The following is a 20674-nucleotide window of genomic DNA, read 5'->3' as shown; positions in this document are numbered from 1 at the left end:
TCGCCATGCCCCTCATAACCCTCAGACAATTGCTTGATTATGCGGCGGATCAAGGATTTGGTGTGCCGGCGTTCAACATCTCCAATATGGAGCAGGGCCTTGCGATCATGAACGCTGCGCGCGCCTGCGATGCACCGGTGATCCTGCAAGCCAGCTTGAATGTTCGCAGGGCCTATGCCGGAGATCGGATGATCGTCGCTATAGTGAACGCACTGGCGTCCATGTATCCCGACAACCCAATCTGTCTGCATCAGGACCACGGCCATGATGAGCAGGCCTGCGTCAGCGCCATCGCTGCGGGGTTCACCTCGGCCATGATGGATGGCTCCCTGATGGGCGACGGCAAGACACCCGCCAGCTATGCCCACAACGTCGATATCACGGCTCGCGTTGCACAGATCGCACATTGGACGGGTGCCTCAATCGAAGGAGAGCTGGGTGTTCTTGGATCGCTTGAAACCGGCGAGGCGGGTGAAGAAGACGGGTCCGGGGCAGAGGGCAAACTGGATCACGATCAGCTATTGACCGATCCCGATCAGGCAGCGGAGTTTGTTGCTGCAACCAAGGTCGATGCGCTAGCGATAGCCTGTGGGACGTCTCATGGCGCTTATAAATTCACAAGGGAACCGGATGGCGACATCCTGGCCATCAGCCAGATTGAGGCGATCCATCGTCGCGTGCCGAATACCCATCTTGTCATGCATGGGTCGAGCTCTGTGCCACAGGGTTTGCAGGACTTGATAAACGCCTCTGGCGGTGAAATGCCACAAACCTGGGGCGTCCCCGTCGAAGAGATCGAACGCGGGATCCGGCATGGTGTTCGAAAAATCAACATCGACACCGATTGCCGCATGGCCATGTCCGGCGCAATGCGGCGCTTCTCCCGGGACAACCCATCGAATTTCGATCCTCGGGCGTTTATCTTGGCCGGGATGGCGGAGCTTGAAACGCTGGTCCGTGACAGGTTCGAGAGGTTCGGGGTGGCGGGCCACGGGCGTAAAATCAAGCCGATCCCAGTTGCAGAAATGGCAAAGCGGTATGCTGATGGCGGGCTCGATCCATCCCGGAAGGCCGCGTGAGCCGGGCGCTGTTCATAGGCCGCTCGGTGATGGATGTCACCGCGCTTGTTGAGGATTTTCCGGGTCCGGACGGGAAGACCAAGGCTTTGAGCAATGATGTGATCCCGGGCGGGTCTGCTTTGAACGCTGCCGTTACGTTCGCCCATCTTGGTGGAACGGCGGCGCTGGCCACATCGCTGGGCGCGCCGGGCCCAATGAAGACAATGCTGACGTCCGATCTGAAGGACAGGAACGTTACGGTGCACGACATCAGTAATGACCCGGACTATCGCATCCCTCTTTCGACAGTTGTTTCAACCCGGAGCCTTGGGGCCAGGATGATTGTCAATGGCGCAGGGGATGAGTGCGAAAAGGTGCGTTCTCAAGAGGGTCTGATCCTGACGGAAGGATACGGGTTGATTCAGATCGACCAGTACGAACGGCATTTTGTTGCGGCGCACGCTGACGCCTTACGTGCGTTTGAAGGGCCAATCATTTTGGATGGCGGCGGCTGGAAAGACTGGTCACCGGATTTTCTAAAGCTGGCCGATATTCCAATTGTCAGCGACGTGTTTTGTCCCGAGGGACTGCGCGCCTTTGCCAATATGTGTGAGGAACTGGACATCCAACGCTGGGCAATGACACGGGGTCACGCTGGGGTCGTCTGGCATGATCAGGGACGACGGGGCGAGATACCCGCTTTGGAGGTGGACGTTGTCGATAGCTTGGGCGCAGGAGACATTTATCACGGCGCTTTCTGCCACGCGTATCTCGAGACCGGGTCATTTGTAGATGCGTTGAATATCGCCAACCAGATCGCGGGTAAGTCATGCACCCATGCGGGTACGCGGAGTTGGATGGATGCCTGAGCACCTCGCCGACTATGCCAGCCTTCTGGGCGCAATTGAAAAGCGGATAAGTGCAGGTCAACCGCCGCTCATTGTAGCAATTGCAGGGCCTCCGGCGACGGGTAAGTCTACGCTGTCCGAGCGGCTGTCCGAGGATCTACGCGCTGCCGGGCACATCGCTGCCTACTGCCCGATGGACGGGTTTCACAAAACAAACGCCCAGCTTGAGGCCGAAGGGCTTAGAAGCGTGAAAGGCCGTATCGATACGTTTGATGGCAACGCGTTTGCCCACGCGGTGGAACGTTTGTCCAGGGGAGATGCGTTTTGGTGGCCGCGATATTCCCGGCACATACATGACCCGGTCCCAGAAGGCGCCAGGATCGAAGGAAACGAGGCCCTTTGCATAGTCGAGGGCAACTACATTCTGATGAATGAAGCGCCTTGGATTCGAGCGGCATCGCATTTCGACCTGCGTATCTTTGTAGACACGCCGGATGAACTCCTGAAGCAGCGCTTGAAGCGACGCCACGAGCGTGGCGGCAGAGGTGAAGTCGAGACGCGGGAAAAGATCACCAAGACCGACATGCCCAACGCGGAGAGGATCCGACAAAGTGCTACATTCGCCGACATCCTGTTTCAGGAGGGCGTCGATGCGTAGCACCCGAGAGTTGATTGCAGGTTGCAAGCAAAACTCGCTATGTTTGAGCCAAATTGAAAAAATTGGGGTTCGGACATGAAACTTGCTCAAAAAGGCTTGTCGATCGAAGGTATTCAAGGCCACAACAGGCGCGCCATCCTTGCAGCTTTGCACGACATGGGAGAATGCTCGCGCAAGGAAATCAGCGTAGCCACCGGATTGGATCAGGCGACTGTCACACGTGCGATAGCACCACTTATTGACAATGGCATCGTTGAGGAAGTGGGACTTGTTCGTGGGGGGCGTGGTCGGCGATCGATCAACCTCAGCTTTGTTGGTTCCGGGCGATACATCCTCTGTCTTAGATTGCAACGCCGTAGCTTTTCCATTGCTGCATTTAATCTGCGCGGTGACCTGCTGGAGACCAGTGAATTCCCCATCGCACGGGACGGGTCCGCCAAGCAGACTTTCAAGGAGATCTCCGAGACACTGGATCGCCAGATTGGCAATTTGAAACAGGTCGATGGCATTGGCGTGGCTGTTCCTGGCCCGTTCCTGGAGCGCGATGAACGTGTCATCCTCATGACTGAAAGCCCTCAATGGCAGGGCTTCGATCTGATCCCCGAGCTGCGCTCCCGCTATCCTGACATTCCTGTTCACTCCACACACGACGCCAAGGCAGCAGCCTTGACTGAATGGCGCCATCATGGCCGGGCGCTGGGGGCCAAGGTCATGTTGTACGTGTCTGCCGGTCAGGGGATCGGCTCGGCGCTTGTCGTGGATGGCCATGTGCACCGGGGTGCGCAAGGTCTTGCAGGTGAATTGGGGCATACGTCCATCAGCGTTGATGGCGAGCAGTGCAAATGTGGAAATAGAGGCTGTCTGGAACTCTTCACGTCGCGCATTGCGCTACTGCGTGCCATACGGGAGCGCGCAGAGAACGTCAGCAGTACAACATTGACTTCAGACGCTGATTTTTCTCAGGTCCTTGACGCATACGCAGCGGAAGACGGGCTTGCCAGCGAAGAGGTGCACAGGGTTGCACGCTATCTGGCGCAAGGCATCACCAACTGCATCAACTTCGTCAATCCGGATTTGGTTGTGATCGGAGATGAATATGCCGGGTTCGGTCAAAGGTTTCTGGAACACATCAAGACCCATGTAAAAGCGACGGTTTTGCCAAGCATCTACGATGCCGTCGACATCGAGCTGAGCCAGCAAAGTGAAGATACTGTGCTGCGCGGGGCCTTTCTGGACGTACTTGCACAAACCTATCTCGGTTCTCCCAGAGCCGAGCCAGAAGCCCTTGTTGCTGAAGCAAGCGGATAGGAATGAAGGAGAACCCACTATGAATGACCAGACGGCTCAACCTCTTCTTTCGGTGAAACACGTTTCGAAGTCATTTGGTGGTGTCCAGGCATTGCGTGACGGCTCCTTTGATCTTCATCGCGGTGAAGTTGTCGCGATCGTGGGCGGAAATGGTGCCGGAAAATCAACGTTGATGAAGGTTGTGGCTGGGGCCCATGTTCCGGACGGCGGACAGATCATCATCAATGGCAAGGAAGTATCCCGGGCTGAGCACAGTGTTTCGCATATGCAGGAATGCGGGATCGAAGTCGTTTATCAGGATCTGGCACTGGTTCCCAATATGACGGCGCCCTACAACCTGTTTTTGGGGCGCATCCCCCGCAAATGGGGGATTTTTGTGGATGAACGAAAGATGCGCGAAAAAACCCGTGAAGCCCTCGCGCAGCTCAATGTCACCACCGTTCAGGATCTGTCGCAACCAATCTCCTCCATGTCCGGAGGACAACAACAAAGTATCGCGATCGGGCGCGCAATTGCCTGGGGGAGCGACATCGTAATCCTTGACGAACCGACCGCCGCACTTGGACCGAATGAAACGGCGGAAGTTGAGCGATTGGTTGAGGATGTGCGCGACAAGCAGGGCACGTCATTCCTTTTGGTAAGCCACAATCTCGATCAGGTGCGCCGCCTGGCTGACCGTATCGTAGTGACCCATCACGGGGTCACATCGCGCGAATTCAAACGCGACGAGATTACCTCGGACCGGCTCGTGAAGGCCATAACTCTCGGCGAATGAGGAGAACGACATGACCGAAACAACCGCCTCCCGCCCATTCCTGACGCCCAAACGCGCCGAAATGTTGCGAGACTATGTGCCTTTCATTGCCATTGTTCTGGTAATCTTGTTGTTCTGGGCGATCTCGGGCGACCGCTTCATGTCGATGCGCAACTGGACGTTCATTGCGCAGCAAACGCCTGTCTTGATGTTACTGGCATTCGCGCAGTTGATGATCGTGACAACTGGTTCAATTGATATCTCCATCGGGTCAAGCCTGGCATTTTCGGCGTTTCTGGGTGCACTTGGAATGCTCTGGTTCGGGGATGTGGGCTTGATCCTGGGAATTGTCGCAGGTGGCCTTGTTGGCATGGTCAACGGCCTGATTATTTCACTGCTCAAGATCCCATCATTTGTGACAACATTGGCAATGCTGATCATCGTGCGCGCCGTTGTGATTATCGCATCAGACGGCACGGCGATTTATATAACGGACGATAGCGTGTCAGGCGGCACCAACATCTCGTCTGTCGCAGCACCTTGGCTTCTGTCGATGGGCAAATTCCCCGCGATCTTCATCCTCGCGGCGATTGTCGCGCTGTTTATGTGGGCCTTTTATGAGAGGACTGTTTTTGGTCAACAGTTGCGAGCCGTTGGAGGCAACGAGAAGGTTCTCCGCCTGGTCGGCATCAATGTCACGACGTTCAAGATCAAGGTCTTTGCCGCTGCAGGGCTGATGGTGGGATTGGCGGCTTGCGTCAACCTGGCAAGGGCAGGAGCGGCGACGCCCCAGGCGGGTCTGATGATTGAGCTCGACGCAATTGCTGCGGTTGCGCTTGGTGGTACGCCGCTGACAGGTGGCTATGGCAGTGTGGTCAAAACAATCATCGGGGCATTGACCCTGACAATCGTCCGCAATGGGCTGACAATCGCGGGCGTACCCCCTTCGTGGAGCCAGGTCGCCTTGGGTGTTTTGCTGATTGCTGCAATCGCTATTTCGCTAAACAGAAGCAAGGTAGACGTTGTGAAGTGACAGCGAATGACATCGTGGTGTGGCTGCCGGAGCTGTGCGCTACGATGCCGAGGAATCAAATATTGGCTGCGTGCACCGTCGACAATCGCAACGGTCAATGGTGTGCACAGAACCTGAGACATGTAACCGTGGGGAAGGACGTTAGTTGATTGCATTTACCGGCGCAACTATCATGCCAGAGGTCTAACATCGCGTGTTCCACAGCGTTGGAGTGATCCCCGGATGAACATGTTCGAACTTCGCGTACCCTTCTTTCTTCCGCTCTGGCGGCGGGTTGCCGTCACACTCTTGAGCGTTGGATGGGCGATCTTGGAGCTTGTAACCGGGAACTTGTTCTGGGCCATTCTGTTTGGCGCGATTGGGACCATCGCGACCTGGCAGTTTTTCCTTTCTGGTTGGCCGGACGAGGCGTCAGATCAAGAGTCTAAAGAGTGAATCCCCGCGGTCACAGTGCCCTTGATTACTGAACGATTGTGTCACGATGTTTCTAAAGCACTGCAAAAGCAGACGTTTGATCGGTCATCATGTAGGGCAGCAAAGTCCCGCGTAGCAGTCGTTCAAGCAAGTTGCAGCGAATGACTGCTTCGAGCCTATACCTCCCAAGATGCCGCGCTATGGCGAAGGTCTGTTTTTGCGCTTGGTCGGCTGCATCATGCTTCCGCGTGCTTATGGTCGCTCATTTCCCGGCGCTCAGCCAAGGCTTGGCGCACAATTTGGAAGGCAGACGACAGAAAGAGCCCGGCCATGACGGTTGCCACGACAAGATCAGGCCAACCTGTCGACGTACCCCAGACACCAAGTGCTGCAAACATCACTGCCACGTTCCCAATCGCGTCATTGCGCGAACACAGCCAAACCGACCGAACATTGGCATCACCATCTTTGTAGCGGACCAAAAGCAAGACGCTTGCTAGATTGGTAAGCAACGCGAGAAAGCCGACGCCCCCCATGATCTCTGCAGTTGGAACGCCAACATAGAAGACGCGATAGATAGTCGATCCGAACACCCAAAGGCCCATCATCAGAAGGCTGATGCCTTTGAACAGTGCTGCATTCGTTCTCGCGCGGAGAGAGGCCCCGATAACAGCAAGCGAAATGCCGTAGGTGAGCGCATCGCCTGCGAAGTCGAGTGCGTCTGCCTGCAGCGCTTGGGATTTGGCCAAATGACCCGCTGTCATCTCGACAAAGAACATCGCCGCGTTGAGCGCGATCACGATCCAGAGCCGTCTTTTGTAGTCATCTGAAACACCGTCAAACTTGGCGTCATGTCCGCAGCAACCAGCCATGGGAATCCTCTTTCATCTTAGGTTGTTCATGATGTAATGTCTCTAGTGACTAGAGGTTCAAGAGGTTTCTTCATGTTTTCCATTGGCGAGCTTTCTAAGCGCACAAAGGTCAAAGTTCCGACCATCCGGTATTACGAGCAAATGGGACTACTGCCCGAGGCAGAGCGCACGTCAGGCAACCAAAGACGATACGACCAAGCTGGGTTGGAGCGGCTGAGCTTCATCCGCCATGCGCGTGATCTTGGGTTTTCAATTGAAGCAATTTCTTCGCTGATCGAATTGCAGGAGCACCCCGACCGGTCGTGCGAGGCTGCGACGGATATCGCAACATCTCAACTTGAAGAGGTCCGCGCCAAGATCAAACGCCTCCGAACACTTGAAAAGGAACTCAACCGGATATCGAAGGGCTGCAATGGTGAAGGCGTTTCCGAAGACTGCTACGTATTAGCATCGTTGGCCGACCACGGCTTGTGCGACAGAGACCACTAGAACACCGGGGGAAGCGGACATTTGACCGCTAAAAGTTAACGGCAGCTAAGTCCGCAGCCTTGCCATCCGACACTGGAATTTGAACGTCCGGAATGTGCGGTTTTTGACCTACCGCATATGCGAAAGACCGACTCTCGCTAAACGGCAGGAACGGGCTCAACGAGCCTGTCGAGGCGCTGAATATTAGCCTGAAAAAATCTCTTATTTTCAATGATCCTAACAGGACAAACACGCGCTGCAACCAAATGTTGAAGTACAAGTTCCAGGGAATGCAAATCCTAAGCCCGAGCGAAAGGCCGCAGCAGTCTGCAAATAAATCGATAGAACTAAAACTCATGCTTCCATCATACTTTTGAGGGAACCAGTCTATCCAGAAGCATCCGGACTTGAGTTCAAGATTAGATTTCTGTGTTCCAGATAGACTTGGAGAGAGGAGTTTTGCAGAAATTCAGTAGCATCATTGGTTGGGCGCGCAAGTCTTGCTTCTATAAACGCAAGAATACACACAACAACAAGCCCGGCTAGTATCCAAAGGTACGCGAAAAGCCCTAGTAGATCTGGGCTGGTAACTTGAACGGCTATCGGAGGGGTGAGAAGAAGAATTGTAAGCATCAAACCTTTTTTCAACTTCTTCTGCTTCTGCAAATAATCCGTAGATATTTCTTCAACCTCATGCTCCAGCCTACGCACCCATGACAAGTACTCGTCTTCTAGTTGGCCACGTAAATAATGGCCGCAACGACAAAACTCTCTAGAAAGATACTCAATCCCTCCGCAGGCCTCACATTCCGTGGCATTCGGGCAACCTCTAGTCGGCCTAACTCCGTTGGAGCTTCCAGGTTGGTACGGTGCATCAAGTTGGGTCTCTTCTAGGATGCTATCTACCTTGCCCAACACGCCCACTTTGCGCGGCCTCAATTGCTCGGCTTTTCGCAAAACTTCGTTCTCTAACATCAAGCGACTAACCTTAAGATGGTGTCAATTCTGGCTATATCGGGCACTTGGTTAAGGCCCTCAATCGTTTCGGGGCTCAGAGCTTCTTTGAAAAGAAAATCTATAGCGTCCCATTTCTTTTCGGGTGCTACAACAAGGCCGCGATTAATTATTCTGTGCTCAACTGCGATTCCAAGTTTACGATAGGCATGCGCCATTTCCGAATGTCGGCGGCTTTTGCCTTCAGCAGTGTCCCCTTCGAGCATCCAGAGCGGATCGACATCGAATTCTTCATAAACCTTCAGAAGTAGGGTGGCGGTTAGGTCGCGTTGGCCACGTTCATAGTACTGATATGCACTTCGACTGATGCTAAGTCGTTGCGCCATTTCTTCTTGTGACAGACGCGCCTCGGTTCGGACAGCCGCAAGGCGCACCCCTAGGTCAGGAACAGTCATGATGTACCTTTTTGTGGTTGCATTGACCACGATTATGGTTATCTCTATTCAATGTAACCGCTCATAGAGGCATTTAGTTCGTTTTAGGTAGCATTATCGTAGTTTTGTTTCGATCTGAACGCAAAACGAAAATTTTGCCTCGATATGTGTGCAGTCATTGAGGAGTTGAAATTGCAAAAAATTCTCGAGACACCAAGGGAATTAGCTGAACGAGTGGGCATCCCCGTTTCAAACGTTCGCTATCTAATCCGCGAAGACATGCTGGATCATATTTATACAGCCCCAGGCCGACGAAACCCCAAGATTCCCAATGGTGCGTGGGAACGATACCTCGATCAATTTACGGTGAAAGCATGCCCCGCAAACCGACCCCGCCCCGCCTTGCACGCGACCGAAAACGCCTCGCCGATGGCAATTGGTACATCTACTGGACCGAAGGGGGACGCAGCCGTGAGCACTCGACTGGCACTGGGGATCGCGACCAGGCTGAACTCTACTTCGCAGAATGGAAGCTAAGGCGCTTCAGGCCGGATCGCGCGGTCGAGCCACACGAATTCTATGTGACTGACGCAGTTTCGCACTATCTGGCGAAGCGATTTGACGACGTTACTGACCCGGAGCGTTTGGCCAATGCAGCAAAGCCAATCATCAGGTTTTTTGATGGCTATGCCGTGGGCGATATCAACGATGTGCTCATTAAAGAATACTGCCAGAAACGCCGGAAGAGCCGTCGAGACAAGGGGCTGAAGGACGGCACCTTGCGAAGGGAGCTCAGTTTGCTCTCCACTGCTATCCGGCGTGCCGAGGAAGATCAGCTAATCACGCGCAAAATAACGGTCCGACTACCTCCGAAACCCGAGGGTCGTATCCGATTCCTGACATGTGATGAAGCGCTAAGGCTAATCCGGGTATCGCGGAGCTTCGATACGCCTCTGGAGGATGGCGTGCCGACCGAGTCAAAGACTGAGCACCTGACTCTGTTTCTTAGGATCGGATTGCTGACCGGCCAGCGAAAGGAGGCGATCCTATCCTTGCGCTGGTCTGATATCGATTTTCATAGCAACATCATCTACTGGAACCCCGTTGGACGGCGCCGCACGAAAAAGGAACGCCCGAGTTCTAGGCTGCCTGCGCGTCTGAAGAAGCACCTGCTATGCCGACGAAGGCGGTTTCCGGTAGACGAATTCGTAGTCACCCATCGCGGCAAGTCACTGCAGAACGTCAAACGCGCATTTAGGACTGCCGTTGTGGCGGCAGGCTTGGAGACCGAGGGGGACCGAAAAGTCGTTCCACACACTCTGCGGCACACCTGTGCGACCTGGCTAATGCAAAAGGGGGCGCCCAAGTGGGACGCCTGCGGCTTCCTGGGTATGACCCACGAAACGCTTGAGAAGAACTATGGGCATCATCACCCTGATCACCAGAGAGGAGCGGCGGATGCAATCTGATATCCAGATCATTTCCGGATATAGATCGGTACAAACGTGAACAAAGGAACAGTGAAATGATAGTACATTACAATAATTACAATGGGTTAAAGTCAGGCCCGTTCCTTCGGGAGGCAGGGGTCGGAGGTTCGAATCCTCTCACTCCGACCAACAAAACAAGGCACCTGAGGGCGCCTTTGTTGTTTTGAGAGGAATCGTCGCAACGATATCCGCAACGTTTCGTTCGATAGATGTGCTCAGTTCGTTCACTACCGGCATCCACCAACTACCGAATTAGCACTTCATATCTTCCAGTCCATAATTCCCGCTGCGTTCTTAAGCGCATCTGGGCTGTAGGACCGATAGACGTTTTCCAAGGTCTCGCGCGAGGTTGCAAAATAGGCCGTGGCGTTCTCCAGCGTCATGCCGTGCATGAACGCCCAGGTAACCGCAGTGTGCTTTAGGGTGTGCGGCGTCACGTCCTTAAGACCGGCCCGCTGGACAGCCGCACGAAAGGCCTTGTCGATCCGATTTATCGGCGCCCCCTTAAGCGACACCACGTGGCTCCCCTCCTGGGCCCAGGTCTTCATCTCCGCGTGGAGCGTGCCAGGCATCTTGACCATTCCCTTACGCTTCTTGGTCTCGGCCTCGGCCTTGCCAAGGAAATGGATCACCCCGCTGTCAAGATCGACCCAGCCGCTATCAAGGGAAGGCATCCACTTCAGCCGCGTGATCGCGGTCTTCCGACGTCCGGTGTATAGCGCGATCTTGATGAACCGCTGGACGTGAGAAGCAGAGGTCTCCAGCAGACGCTGGATCTCCTCCTCGGTCAGCCAGCGGTCATTGGCAACTCCCTTCTCAGGCAGGGTCACGATCGGTGCATGGCTGATCTTGCGCGACGCCAGGGCGTATTTGACAGCGGCATTCAGTGTGTTCATCTCGCGCCGGACGGTCCATGCCGCGCACCGTCTCCAGGCCGTGTAGCCCCGGCACCTGTCGATGTCGATCTGGGACACCTTGAGGTCGCTCCAGTAGGGCGACAGTGCCTGTATCGTGTAGAGCAGGCGGTCCCCGTCGCGGACCACCTTTACCTTAGCCTCGCCGTAATGCACCAAAACTTCGCCGACGGTGATCTCGCTCGGGTCGCGGACGCGATCATCTTGCTGCTTCTTGCTGGCGATGTAATTGCTCAGGACTTCTTCCGCTGCCTCATGAAATCCATCACCAAAGCCTGTCCGGATCTGCTGCCCTCCGTCGAGGACGACCCAGGCGCCATCGTCCTTGCGCTGGAAGAGCCGGGCCGGTTTGCGTTTACGGGGCATGTTGTGAACCTCTTCAATTCGTCGTGGGTCATGTAGTAGCGCTTGCCGAGGCGAACCGCGTGGATCTCGCCCTGGTGTATCATGGTCCGAACCGTTCTGGGGGTGATCGTGCGATGTAAGGCGGCCGCGAATTCCTCGATCGTGATGAGTGCTTCGTCACTACTCATTACGTAACCGCCCAGAGGGTTATATCCACAACCCAGATGCCAGGGTGGTATTCAGCCATCGAAGTTTCGGACACGGGCGCCGAATTCCTGATCTGCGTACGCATTGCCGGGAGGTTCCTTTTTCGTGTGATCAATAAGTCTATAGCAAGCACAACGTCGGATGCGCGTTGTAGATCGGAGAAAAATCATAAGCTATTGATATATTTTGAAAGTAAATTTTGGATGGTACCGCTCTCCACCATTTTCGATAGTGATTTCGATAACCCAGGGACTGACTACAAGTTCAAGCCGGCGCTCCCTAGCGGGCTTCCCGCGCCGACCTCTGCGCCCGACTAAAACAAGGCTGCGTAACTAAGATGATCCTTTGGCTGAAGTGTCCATCCACGCTGCCTTGACTACGCGGCTACTGATCATCATCAACGATAGCTGTCCTGTTTTTCTGCACACCCTTCGAGAACAAGTTCGATCCAGCGGTTGCCGGTAGTCGAACCTCTCCTTTTTTAACCAAGCGCGGAGTAGATATGTCCACGCGATGTTGGCCGTCACGATGAACAATTCGGCACGGAAGGTCGGGCCGGCTGAATTGAAGAGGTGAACAGAAGCGATCATGGCCTCATTATTATCCATTCAAGTAGAAGGGTAATCTTAGAACGCGGCAGAGATCCATTTTGTACGAAAGATCACCCGCCACCGGATGTTCACTTCGGCGTGTCACAAAGTTCGAGGCAAAAAAATTCGCTAAAAGCCGCAAGTCGAAGGACGCATTGCTATAGTCAATTCAGAGGCCGACAGCTGGTCTCACCAATTGAAATCTTGAAAGGAGTCCAAAATGGACACGACCTCCAACCGCCTTGGCGGAACAATAGATGTTTGCAAATTGACTGCTCCCAACATCAACCTGAAAAAGAACATCGCAGGCGCCAATCACGAATTTATCGACAAGGGCACTGTGTTTTTCTTGCTGAAAACGATGGCAGATGAACTTAGTGGCGAAAAGGATGCACCGGAACTTACCGCCTGCCTTCTAGGTGTGGCGAATAATCTGGTAGAGATTCTTGAGCAGTTTGATTTAACTCATACTACGACCGCTGACATTGACGGCAGAGGATTGGTAGGCGAAGCCCCCTTACTGCCGCCTCGGATACCGCCTTCGCCCTCTCTAGCATCGCTACAAAAGCTTTCACGCAAAGATCAGGCTCGCTTTCTCAACAAACGCGCGAGCGATCTACTGCGCGAAATCGAAGGCCTGCGTTTAGGTTATTATGAGGCACCGGAATACCGGCAGGGCTATCGGATGATCGAGCAGGCCCGTCGCCGGTATCGCAAGCTGCGCGACACCGCCATGAAGCTGGGTCACTGGACTAGTGAGCACCGGAACGCCGGTTCAGAAGAGACACACCTCGTCTGATCTAGCGCTAGCGACAACCCACCCAACACAAGCCCAAAGACAAGACCGGGATTTCGACCTCAAGGTCGGTCCTGGCACGAAAGAGATATGTCAAATGACAATGGATCAACACAAACTGAGGATAAACAAGCTTCATCGCATGCTCACGCTGATACCGACACAATGCCGCGCGCACGAGGCCGAAGTGATGCCGACCAAATGGCCGGAATATCGTTTTCTTACACCTTTTGATGCCACGAAGCAGTTTCATCGTGCCTACATCGAAGCGTACAGGAATTACTATCGCGAGAACATCGACGCGACCGCTGCATCCGACATTAAGGTCGGTTTCAAGTTGAACTTTTTCAAACGGAGTTCTGATCTGACTCAGCTCAATGATGCACGTCTGAACGCCGATCGGGTCGGATTGCCGTATCCTGCTTACTTGGAGTTCGCATTCAAGTTCGCGTCGGCGCGTAAACGCAAATATCCACCGCAGCCCAACCAGCTATGGCCTGGCGAGAAGAAACGCGATGTCTGGCTGACCAAGATAGTGGAGTTCTGGAGTGATGACCGCCATGGCCTCGAATTGAACCGGATGAAGGACATGCCCCAGTACGCGTGTTTTTCCCACCTGGGCCTTCCGGCGCAGCGTCAATTTCGTAAAGAAATGCTCGATTTGGTGAGGCGCGGCGTATATTCAATAGACGGGTTTGTTGCTAGGCACGTGGTCGAGCGCCAGTATTTCCGTGCCGTTGATTGTAACTTCCTTGAGGAAAAGGCCGTCGAAAGTGCTAAACGCAAAGCACAAGAAGACGTTGCCAACGGCTTCCTTAGACCCGTTGAGCTCAAGACACCTACAAGCGAGGAGTTCTACCAGAGTTGTTTTGGTGTGCCCGGGGTAGTCACGTCTGACAATCCTATTTGCTCGTCCTGTACGCAACGTGGAAAATGTGAACTGGCGCGCCAGGCAGTCATCTCGAAAACCCTTTCAGAAACGGGCTTCGCTGATCCGATTGCCGAGGCCGATAGGCGGGCAAACCGGAGGCGCGTGAACGAATATCGCGCCCGCCAGCGTTCCTCGAGATCTCAGGCCAATGCTGCAACGAAGTTGCAGGTTGCCGTGTAATGGCTCCCTTGTGTCAGAAATAGTGTAAGAGAGAAGAAGTAAATATTAGGGGAGCGTTACACCCTCCGGAGATTAAGAAACCCCTCCGGGTATGTAATGCCCCCCTAATTATATACTTTCTCCGGAACATCCCTCCTGAAGTTTACCCTGTCACAAGGGGGGCATTACACATTCATTTCCATGAACGCAGAGCCGACCATCAATCGTCTGGTTGGTTTGTCCCTAAGACGCCCAAGACACGCTCGGCCAGCCTCGCCCGTTGGCCAGAATTCTCAACCCCAAAACCTGCAGAAGACCTAACCTAATGAATGCTATCAATTTCACTATGTCCGACCAACAGATCTCGGCGCTAGACTGCGTAGGCTCCTGGCTGAAGAACGATGCCAAGACACATAAGATCTTCCGGCTCTTCGGATATGCCGGCACCGGCAAGACGACAATCGCGCGACATCTGGCCAGCGGTTTGAATGGAGGGGTTGTTTACGCGGCCTTCACTGGCAAAGCGGCTATGATGATGCAGCGCAACGGCTGTGAAGGTGCTTCCACCATCCACAGTCTGATCTACAAGGTTGTGCAGGGACCGGCTGGTAAATTCAGTTTCCACCTCAATCCGGATAGTGCAGCAGCGGATGCAGACTTGATTGTGCTCGATGAGTGCTCAATGGTTGATGTAAACTTAGCGCGTGACTTAATGTCATTCGGAGCTCCTATCCTCGCACTCGGTGATCCTGCCCAGCTGCCGCCGGTGGCCGGCGAGGGCTATCTCACCAACGCCAAGCCTGACGCCATGCTGACCGAAATCCACCGTCAGGCCAAGGACAGCCCGGCCTTACGACTGGCGATAGACATTCGTGAAGGAAAACCGCTGAAATACGGCGCCTATGGGAACAGCCGTGTGGTGCCGGACGGAAGTCTTGAGATCGATGAGATATTGGATGCGGACCAGCTCCTTGCAGGTAGGAACGTCACTCGTTTCCACTACAACGAAGAAATCCGCAGGGCCTTGGGGCGCGCCGGCGACCTGCCTGAGGTTGGCGACCGCCTTGTGTGTCAGCACAATGACCATGGCCTTGGTATCGTCAATGGAGGCATGTTCACGGTCGTCTCAGAACCGAAGAATTCCCGGTTTTCGGGGACTTTGTTGTTGGAACTGAAATCGTGCGACTTCCCGGATCATGAAAACTACCGCGTACGTGTGCATCCGGAGTTTTTTACTGACGACGAAAAGAGATTGGCGGACAAGGAACGGAAAAATTCTCAGCAGTTTAAGTATGGTTACGCGTTGACAGTTCATAAAGCCCAAGGCAGCCAGTGGGACCACGTGATTATAGAGGACGAAAGTCACATCTTCGACAAATATGCGAGGAATTGGCTCTATACCGCCGTTACACGGGCTTCTGAAAGCGTGACGCTGGTCACACGCCTTTAGAAGCATTTTCATACGAGAAGCAACATTGGGCAGACACTTTCTGCCCAATGTTGTTGCTCCCTGACGCTATGTCCATGGGAGCATTGAATCTCAAAATCTCGTGGTGCCAGAACGCATCCACAGGTTATTTCTGTGACATCGGTGGAATTCACCCCGCTTTGCGTCCGTACTTCATGCGAACTAAGCCATTCACATGGTACCTGCCGATCGCACAGCGGGCTTCAAGCTACCGGTTTTCTGAGCCGAAAAGGCGTCCGCCCTGTTCGTCAATCACCTGCTTCGCCTTTGCGATGCTGAAGCTTTCAGCCTGATCCCGGCTTTCAAAGACATCCGCCCTGATCACCGTATGGGTCTTGCGATCTCCGTCTATGATCTTTTCGATACGGGCCAATAGGCGGTATTTACCACCTTCGGGCATCAGGTCGGGGAAAATCTCGAACCCCTTGTACGAAACCGGCTCCGGCTCAGACTTTTCGCTGACACCGAAAAGTTTAGAAAAGAGGGGCATTGGGCGGCTCCTTTCAGTACTGCTAGGATCGGAGACTAGCGCCGCTTAAGACAGGCGTGTAGCTTCTCCTGTTATCAGATCACTGGTCGTCGATCTTATAGTACGCTCTGTTCGTGGTCTCAAACGTCCCGATCGACAGCGAAAACCCTTTCCTCCGCACCAATCTCACATTTGCGGATCGGCCCAATGCCGACCTTGAGCGAGGCCTTCAGATGTTGCAGCCGCAGCCCGCTTTGCCGACATTCGCTGCGACAGCAAAGCCTGGGCGAGCCTGAATTCACAAATCACGGACAATACCGACTTTTGCAGCCACGACTTTTGCTCTTGCCGAAATTGCTCGCATCCGCAGCGGTAGGTTTTTCGGCCGAGCAGTGCTTTCCCGTTTGCGGCTTTTCTGTTGAGCGAACCCAGCCAGAGTTCAGCAATCCTTTCGCTGTAATCAGCGTTGAAAATCGAACGCCAGTGAAGCGGGTTGTCAAAAAGAGAAAACGAAATTCCGTTTCGGAATTTAAGTAACTTACGCGATTAACAAAAACGACATCGGGTCGCTCGCAGGAAAGAAAAAATGAGGAAACAGGTTTGACTAGTTCCCAGTCCATTGAGCACTTCTCATGCATGAACGTCGAATACCAGAATGGCTTCGCCATGCGCCAGCACCAAGTGTGCGGGGATTCGCCATTCTGGCGGGTACAGAGGCGATTGCCAGGGGTATTTTGATCTCTGTCTTTCCGGTAGCGATGTACAACGCGCTGAAGGATGCGCGATTTGTGTCCGAAATTTATTTCGCCATTGGCGCAGTTTCACTCTTGATCGGTCTTCTGGTTCCCTACCTGATCCGTTTTGTCCCAAGGAGATGGGTCTATGTGTTCGGCACTCTTTCGTACGTCGCGGGCGCGGTTGTGACGACCGTTGCGACCCCTGCTGCCGTTATTGCGGGGCTCGCACTCACGACTTTCGCCGTTGTGACGACATTTGTGTGCTTCAACGCCTATGTGCTCGACCATGTTGCCAGGATTGAACTGGGATGTTTTGAGACATCTCGGCTTTTCTACAGTGCGCTGGGTTGGACGGCTGGCCCTGCACTTGGCGCGATATTGTACGAATGGTGGCAACCTGTACCGTTCCTGATTGCAGCCGGTGCAGCGATTGTCATGCTTCTCATCTTTCTTGTTATGCGCCTCGGAAACGGCAGGCTGGCACATTCTAAACTGCGTTGCGACAAATCCCCTATCTTGCTGAAAAGCAAGGAGAACGGAAATTGGCACACACGGAATTGGATCTGCACGAGCGGCGCGCCATTGAGGACATGTTGAATGCAAAGATGCCCGTCAGCAAGATTGCGGTCGAGATCGGCAGGCATCGGTCCACGGTTTATCGAGAGATCAACCGGAACCGTTTCGAAGACTCCGAGTTGTCGCATCTGAGTGGCTACTATGGCGTCAAAGCACAACGAACGGCGCAGTCCAGACGCGCTCGGCGGCGAAAGCTGATCCGTTTGGAAAACCTGCGCGCACATGTCATCGACCGTTTGATTGCAGGTTGGACGCCGGAACAGATCGCGGGCCGCCTCGGTTACGACGATCAGCCTGTCCGGGTCAGCCACGAGACGATCTACGCCTATGTCTACAGCCCCGAAGGCCAATCCGAACAACTGGCGCGACACTTGCCGAGCCGACGTAAGAAACGCCGACCGCGTTATGCCAGACGCCCCAGAGGCCAGGTTTTCCCGCCGGATCGGTCCATTCACCAGCGCCCGGAAGGCGTAAAAACACGCGAAGAATTCGGCGATTGGGAAGGCGATCTGATGATCTTCGAGCGCCACACGGGTAAAATGAATGCCGCCTCGTTGGTCGAGCGGAAGACCCGGTTTGCTGTGCTGTTCCGCAACAACGACCGCAGTTCAGCGCATTTCATGAACAAACTGATGGATGTGATGGAACCCCTGCCCCAACCAGCACGACGCTCGATTACATTTGACAGGGGTTTTGAATTCCGAGAGTGGCGCAGGCTCAAATCGGGCATCGGTACTGAGAGCTGGTTCTGTGATCCTCAAGCGCCCTGGCAGAAGGGGTCGGTTGAAAACCTGAACAAGCGGGCCCGCCGATACCTTCCACGCGACACCCAACTCGCGGCGCTCTCAAATCGCAAAATGAAGGCGAATTGCGACCGCCTGAACGGAACCCCGAGAAAGTGCCTCGGATGGCAAACTCCAACCGAGGCATTCAGAGATGAACTCATGAAGCTGAGATAGCGAGAACCGTCGCAACGACCCTTGAGACTTCTGCTCATCACCAGAAGCCAATGCGCTCCCGCAAATCCGTTCGCCTATTTCGGGAGGTTTTTTGCGCAACCGCGATTGGTTGCCGGATGGGTATTCGCAGTCGTTCGTTCCTGCGGGTGGTGGATTTATGTCGTATATCTGCCCATCTATGCGGTTCAGAACGGGCTAGGCAGCCAGCTTGGAGGGATTGCTTTATCGATTTCCAATGCCGCCCTGTTTTGCACCCCGCTGATGCTTAGGTTTATGCAGCGCAGTTCGGTGCGCGCAGCAGTCAGAACCGGATTCCTCATGTCCGGGCTGCTGTTTCTTTTTGCTGGAGTTCCATTCGGAATCCCTGAAGTCACAATCGCGTTCTTAATGATGGGCTCGATTTTCCTGATCTTGCTTGATGTTTCCGCAGGTTTGCCGTTCCTTCTCGCAGTCAAACCTTCCGAACGAACTGAGATGTCAGCAATTTACGCGAGCTTTCGCGATGTTTCGGGTATTATTACACCTGGTGCCGCCTGGCTGGTTCTTCTCGTGGCACCGCTCTCTGGCGTGTTCGCCGCGGGTGGCGCGGGTTTGCTTTGGACGTGGGTTCTGGCTCGTAAGCTGCACCCCCGGTTGGGTCAGACACGCATATCTGTCGAAAGTACTTCAAAGGCAGCTGGCAAAGTTGCTTCTGATATGGTGAGCCTGCCAAACTTAGTCCATGAGAAATCAGTCGCCAGTCGCTTACCGACGGATACATAATAGAGGCCAGCCATTGAGTGACCAAAGCAACTCAGGCGTCAGTACCGTGCGGATTCCAGGATTTAGCAGATACGTTGGACTACAGGAAATGCCATTTCAGCGAATATGTTAAAGCCAAGCCTAACACTTTCGACTCTGTTTCCTACACGAAAGGAATCGTTAGCATTGTAGTCTCGGACTCTAAATTAAACGAGTACGGAAAATGTTAGCGAAACGCCGGGCCATGTGCCCAGACCGTCAACGAATACCGATCACCATTCTCAACCGGTGTCACTTGATGCAACAAAAAGCTTGGAAAGATGGTCGCGCTCCCCTGATGCCGGCTGGCCGTTACAGCATAAGCGCCCGGCATAATCTCCAAGTCACCGCCGTCGTACATCCCGGGTTTGCTGAGCTGTACGACCATAGACAGCTTTCTTTTTTGGGCAACGGGCCCGTCGCCAATATCGGAATGCCACGCAAAATGACCACCATCTGATCCTTTGTAGCAGGCAATCTGCGGGCTTTCCGCGAACTCGCGAAGATCAAAGGCAAACTTGCTGGTGTTGGAGCGACGAACCAGATTGATCAGGCGTGACATCACCCAATCAGAGCCGTCGACGTCGTCCAGCCAAGTCACATCCGCTCTGCGCAGATTGTGATCCTTGTATTGCCCGACAAGCAGAGCCTCGTTCGCCGGGGCTTTTTGTGATGCAGCAACAATTTGCTCACATTCCCGCGCGGTAAATGCACCGGGAATCGAATGAACTTCCAGCATTCTGTACACCGTTTTTGATTGGTACTGGATTTTGCCAAAACACACAGAAGGCGCTGCGCTGTTTTCGACCTAAGAGGCCGAAAGCGACGTAATTTTTTTCCATAATCTCGAATGTTTTCGGTCATGCTATCTGGAGCGGGAATTCCTCTTCGGTGCGCTCGGATCCCAAACGGTATGCGATGCGGGATCAGGGGACGCGAGTATTGCGTCACCTGTGACTGTAATATCCAATGTTCAGGCCTTGGATTTCCCTCAGCCTCCTTTGAATCGGTGATTGTGCCCGCGCCAAGGAAGTTCGCCGGTTGTGTCCCACTCATAATCGCTCGGGCGCAAACGTCGTTCCCGGTTTTCTTTTTCCGGGTCGAATTCGGACGGGTCCCATATCTCGGCGGCATCGCCCCAATCTTGTGGGATTTGCAAATCCTGCTGTTTTGCTACCGAGCGCTTCACGACCCCGAACCGTTGTGACGCAATGAAACGCCTTATATGTTCGGTAACGCGATTTACCCAGCGCCTATCCATCGATTCCTCCTTTCCCTCCACTTCGTTAGTTTAGGAGATCAATGTTCGTTTTCGGAGTGCAAAACCTTATGATTTTTTCTCAACCATGTTATCGACGATCTGAATAGATGTTTGTTTTCAGTATATTGTCTCTTTGAATGTCAATCCCTTCGATTTGGCAGACTTTTATACCTCCTTATACTGATCTGGTC

General features: G+C 53.9%; 24 protein-coding genes and 1 pseudogene. 15 read left to right on the top strand and 10 right to left on the bottom strand.

What is annotated here, in order from left to right; translation table 11 throughout:
* The first annotated feature begins 5 nt into the window (after positions 1 to 5).
* The 7 genes from fba to AC2FJF_RS20000 all read left to right on the top strand — a co-directional run bounded on the left by fba (position 6) and on the right by AC2FJF_RS20000 (position 6094).
* Positions 6 to 1079, top strand: a complete 1074-nt coding sequence (gene fba / locus AC2FJF_RS20030; RefSeq protein WP_299664535.1) for a class II fructose-bisphosphate aldolase — start codon at positions 6 to 8, stop codon at positions 1077 to 1079.
* Positions 1076 to 1927: a PfkB family carbohydrate kinase gene (locus AC2FJF_RS20025; RefSeq protein ID WP_299664537.1), complete on the top strand. Its 852-nt coding sequence runs from the start codon at positions 1076 to 1078 to the stop codon at positions 1925 to 1927. The genes fba and AC2FJF_RS20025 overlap by 4 nt, the downstream gene beginning before the upstream one ends.
* Positions 1920 to 2564, top strand: a complete 645-nt coding sequence (locus AC2FJF_RS20020; RefSeq protein WP_299664539.1) for an AAA family ATPase — start codon at positions 1920 to 1922, stop codon at positions 2562 to 2564. The genes AC2FJF_RS20025 and AC2FJF_RS20020 overlap by 8 nt, the downstream gene beginning before the upstream one ends.
* 75 nt (positions 2565 to 2639) lie before the next feature.
* The gene (locus AC2FJF_RS20015; protein ID WP_299664541.1) at positions 2640 to 3872 is read left to right on the top strand and encodes an ROK family transcriptional regulator; all 1233 of its coding nucleotides are present in this window, start codon (positions 2640 to 2642) and stop codon (positions 3870 to 3872) included.
* Positions 3873 to 3891: 19 nt separating this feature from the next.
* Positions 3892 to 4647, top strand: coding sequence for an ATP-binding cassette domain-containing protein (locus tag AC2FJF_RS20010; protein WP_299664544.1), 756 nt, complete (start codon positions 3892 to 3894; stop codon positions 4645 to 4647).
* Between the two features lie 10 nt (positions 4648 to 4657).
* Positions 4658 to 5659, top strand: a complete 1002-nt coding sequence (locus tag AC2FJF_RS20005; protein ID WP_299664546.1) for an ABC transporter permease — start codon at positions 4658 to 4660, stop codon at positions 5657 to 5659.
* A gap of 222 nt (positions 5660 to 5881) precedes the next feature.
* Complete coding sequence (locus tag AC2FJF_RS20000) at positions 5882 to 6094, top strand: hypothetical protein (protein ID WP_299664548.1); 213 nt, start codon at positions 5882 to 5884, stop codon at positions 6092 to 6094.
* A 215-nt stretch (positions 6095 to 6309) separates the two neighbouring features.
* Here the strand turns inward: AC2FJF_RS20000 and AC2FJF_RS19995 are convergent, their stop codons facing one another.
* Positions 6310 to 6945 carry a cation efflux transmembrane domain-containing protein gene (locus tag AC2FJF_RS19995; RefSeq protein ID WP_496726907.1) on the bottom strand — a complete coding sequence of 212 codons (636 nt, stop codon included), beginning with the start codon at positions 6943 to 6945 and terminating at the stop codon, positions 6310 to 6312.
* Between the two features lie 72 nt (positions 6946 to 7017).
* Between AC2FJF_RS19995 and AC2FJF_RS19990 the strand changes: the two genes are divergently transcribed.
* Entirely contained in the window at positions 7018 to 7434 is a 417-nt protein-coding gene (locus AC2FJF_RS19990; protein ID WP_496673991.1) for a MerR family transcriptional regulator, read from the top strand.
* 366 nt (positions 7435 to 7800) lie between these two features.
* Here AC2FJF_RS19990 and AC2FJF_RS19985 read toward each other — a convergent pair whose 3' ends face one another.
* Positions 7801 to 8388, bottom strand: a complete 588-nt coding sequence (locus AC2FJF_RS19985; protein ID WP_058281576.1) for a hypothetical protein — start codon at positions 8386 to 8388, stop codon at positions 7801 to 7803.
* Complete coding sequence (locus AC2FJF_RS19980) at positions 8388 to 8822, bottom strand: helix-turn-helix domain-containing protein (protein ID WP_131726293.1); 435 nt, start codon at positions 8820 to 8822, stop codon at positions 8388 to 8390. The genes AC2FJF_RS19985 and AC2FJF_RS19980 overlap by 1 nt, the downstream gene beginning before the upstream one ends.
* 353 nt (positions 8823 to 9175) lie before the next feature.
* Here AC2FJF_RS19980 and AC2FJF_RS19975 point away from each other — a divergent pair, with 353 nt between their 5' ends.
* Positions 9176 to 10270 carry a tyrosine-type recombinase/integrase gene (locus AC2FJF_RS19975; RefSeq protein ID WP_058281578.1) on the top strand — a complete coding sequence of 365 codons (1095 nt, stop codon included), beginning with the start codon at positions 9176 to 9178 and terminating at the stop codon, positions 10268 to 10270.
* 281 nt (positions 10271 to 10551) lie between these two features.
* Here AC2FJF_RS19975 and AC2FJF_RS19970 read toward each other — a convergent pair whose 3' ends face one another.
* From AC2FJF_RS19970 to AC2FJF_RS19960, 3 genes and pseudogenes are all read right to left on the bottom strand, one after another.
* Positions 10552 to 11571: a tyrosine-type recombinase/integrase gene (locus AC2FJF_RS19970; RefSeq protein WP_496726906.1), complete on the bottom strand. Its 1020-nt coding sequence runs from the start codon at positions 11569 to 11571 to the stop codon at positions 10552 to 10554.
* A 17-nt stretch (positions 11572 to 11588) separates the two neighbouring features.
* Positions 11589 to 11738: pseudogene (locus AC2FJF_RS19965) on the bottom strand (helix-turn-helix domain-containing protein); the annotation flags it as partial.
* 351 nt (positions 11739 to 12089) lie between these two features.
* A complete protein-coding gene (locus AC2FJF_RS19960; RefSeq protein WP_496726905.1) occupies positions 12090 to 12347 on the bottom strand; it encodes a DUF3644 domain-containing protein in 258 nt (85 codons plus the stop codon).
* A gap of 220 nt (positions 12348 to 12567) precedes the next feature.
* Here AC2FJF_RS19960 and AC2FJF_RS19955 point away from each other — a divergent pair, with 220 nt between their 5' ends.
* The 3 genes from AC2FJF_RS19955 (at position 12568) to AC2FJF_RS19945 (ending at position 15683) form a co-directional block, all read left to right on the top strand.
* Positions 12568 to 13146, top strand: coding sequence for a hypothetical protein (locus AC2FJF_RS19955; protein WP_496726904.1), 579 nt, complete (start codon positions 12568 to 12570; stop codon positions 13144 to 13146).
* Positions 13147 to 13240: 94 nt separating this feature from the next.
* Complete coding sequence (locus tag AC2FJF_RS19950) at positions 13241 to 14254, top strand: hypothetical protein (protein ID WP_496726903.1); 1014 nt, start codon at positions 13241 to 13243, stop codon at positions 14252 to 14254.
* Positions 14255 to 14558: 304 nt separating this feature from the next.
* On the top strand, positions 14559 to 15683 hold the full coding sequence (locus tag AC2FJF_RS19945; RefSeq protein ID WP_496726902.1) for an ATP-dependent DNA helicase: 1125 nt from the start codon (positions 14559 to 14561) through the stop codon (positions 15681 to 15683).
* A gap of 226 nt (positions 15684 to 15909) precedes the next feature.
* Here the strand turns inward: AC2FJF_RS19945 and AC2FJF_RS19940 are convergent, their stop codons facing one another.
* Complete coding sequence (locus AC2FJF_RS19940) at positions 15910 to 16191, bottom strand: HlyU family transcriptional regulator (protein WP_496726901.1); 282 nt, start codon at positions 16189 to 16191, stop codon at positions 15910 to 15912.
* Between the two features lie 284 nt (positions 16192 to 16475).
* Positions 16476 to 16790, bottom strand: coding sequence for a hypothetical protein (locus AC2FJF_RS19935; RefSeq protein WP_496726900.1), 315 nt, complete (start codon positions 16788 to 16790; stop codon positions 16476 to 16478).
* 12 nt (positions 16791 to 16802) lie between these two features.
* Between AC2FJF_RS19935 and AC2FJF_RS19930 the strand changes: the two genes are divergently transcribed.
* From AC2FJF_RS19930 to AC2FJF_RS19920, 3 genes are all read left to right on the top strand, one after another.
* Positions 16803 to 17504, top strand: coding sequence for an MFS transporter (locus tag AC2FJF_RS19930; RefSeq protein WP_496726899.1), 702 nt, complete (start codon positions 16803 to 16805; stop codon positions 17502 to 17504).
* A complete protein-coding gene (locus tag AC2FJF_RS19925; RefSeq protein ID WP_496726898.1) occupies positions 17450 to 18442 on the top strand; it encodes an IS30 family transposase in 993 nt (330 codons plus the stop codon). The genes AC2FJF_RS19930 and AC2FJF_RS19925 overlap by 55 nt, the downstream gene beginning before the upstream one ends.
* Positions 18443 to 18547: 105 nt before the next feature.
* Positions 18548 to 19204 carry a hypothetical protein gene (locus AC2FJF_RS19920; RefSeq protein ID WP_496726896.1) on the top strand — a complete coding sequence of 219 codons (657 nt, stop codon included), beginning with the start codon at positions 18548 to 18550 and terminating at the stop codon, positions 19202 to 19204.
* 205 nt (positions 19205 to 19409) lie between these two features.
* Here AC2FJF_RS19920 and AC2FJF_RS19915 read toward each other — a convergent pair whose 3' ends face one another.
* Positions 19410 to 19961 carry a 2OG-Fe(II) oxygenase gene (locus tag AC2FJF_RS19915; RefSeq protein WP_496726894.1) on the bottom strand — a complete coding sequence of 184 codons (552 nt, stop codon included), beginning with the start codon at positions 19959 to 19961 and terminating at the stop codon, positions 19410 to 19412.
* A gap of 252 nt (positions 19962 to 20213) precedes the next feature.
* Positions 20214 to 20483 (bottom strand): hypothetical protein, encoded by a 270-nt coding sequence (locus tag AC2FJF_RS19910; protein WP_496726893.1) that lies wholly within the window; start codon positions 20481 to 20483, stop codon positions 20214 to 20216.
* Positions 20484 to 20674 lie beyond the last annotated feature (191 nt).

Source organism: Ruegeria sp. CDSB013 (assembly GCF_059611165.1).
This window is presented reverse-complemented; position numbering and strand designations above follow the sequence as displayed.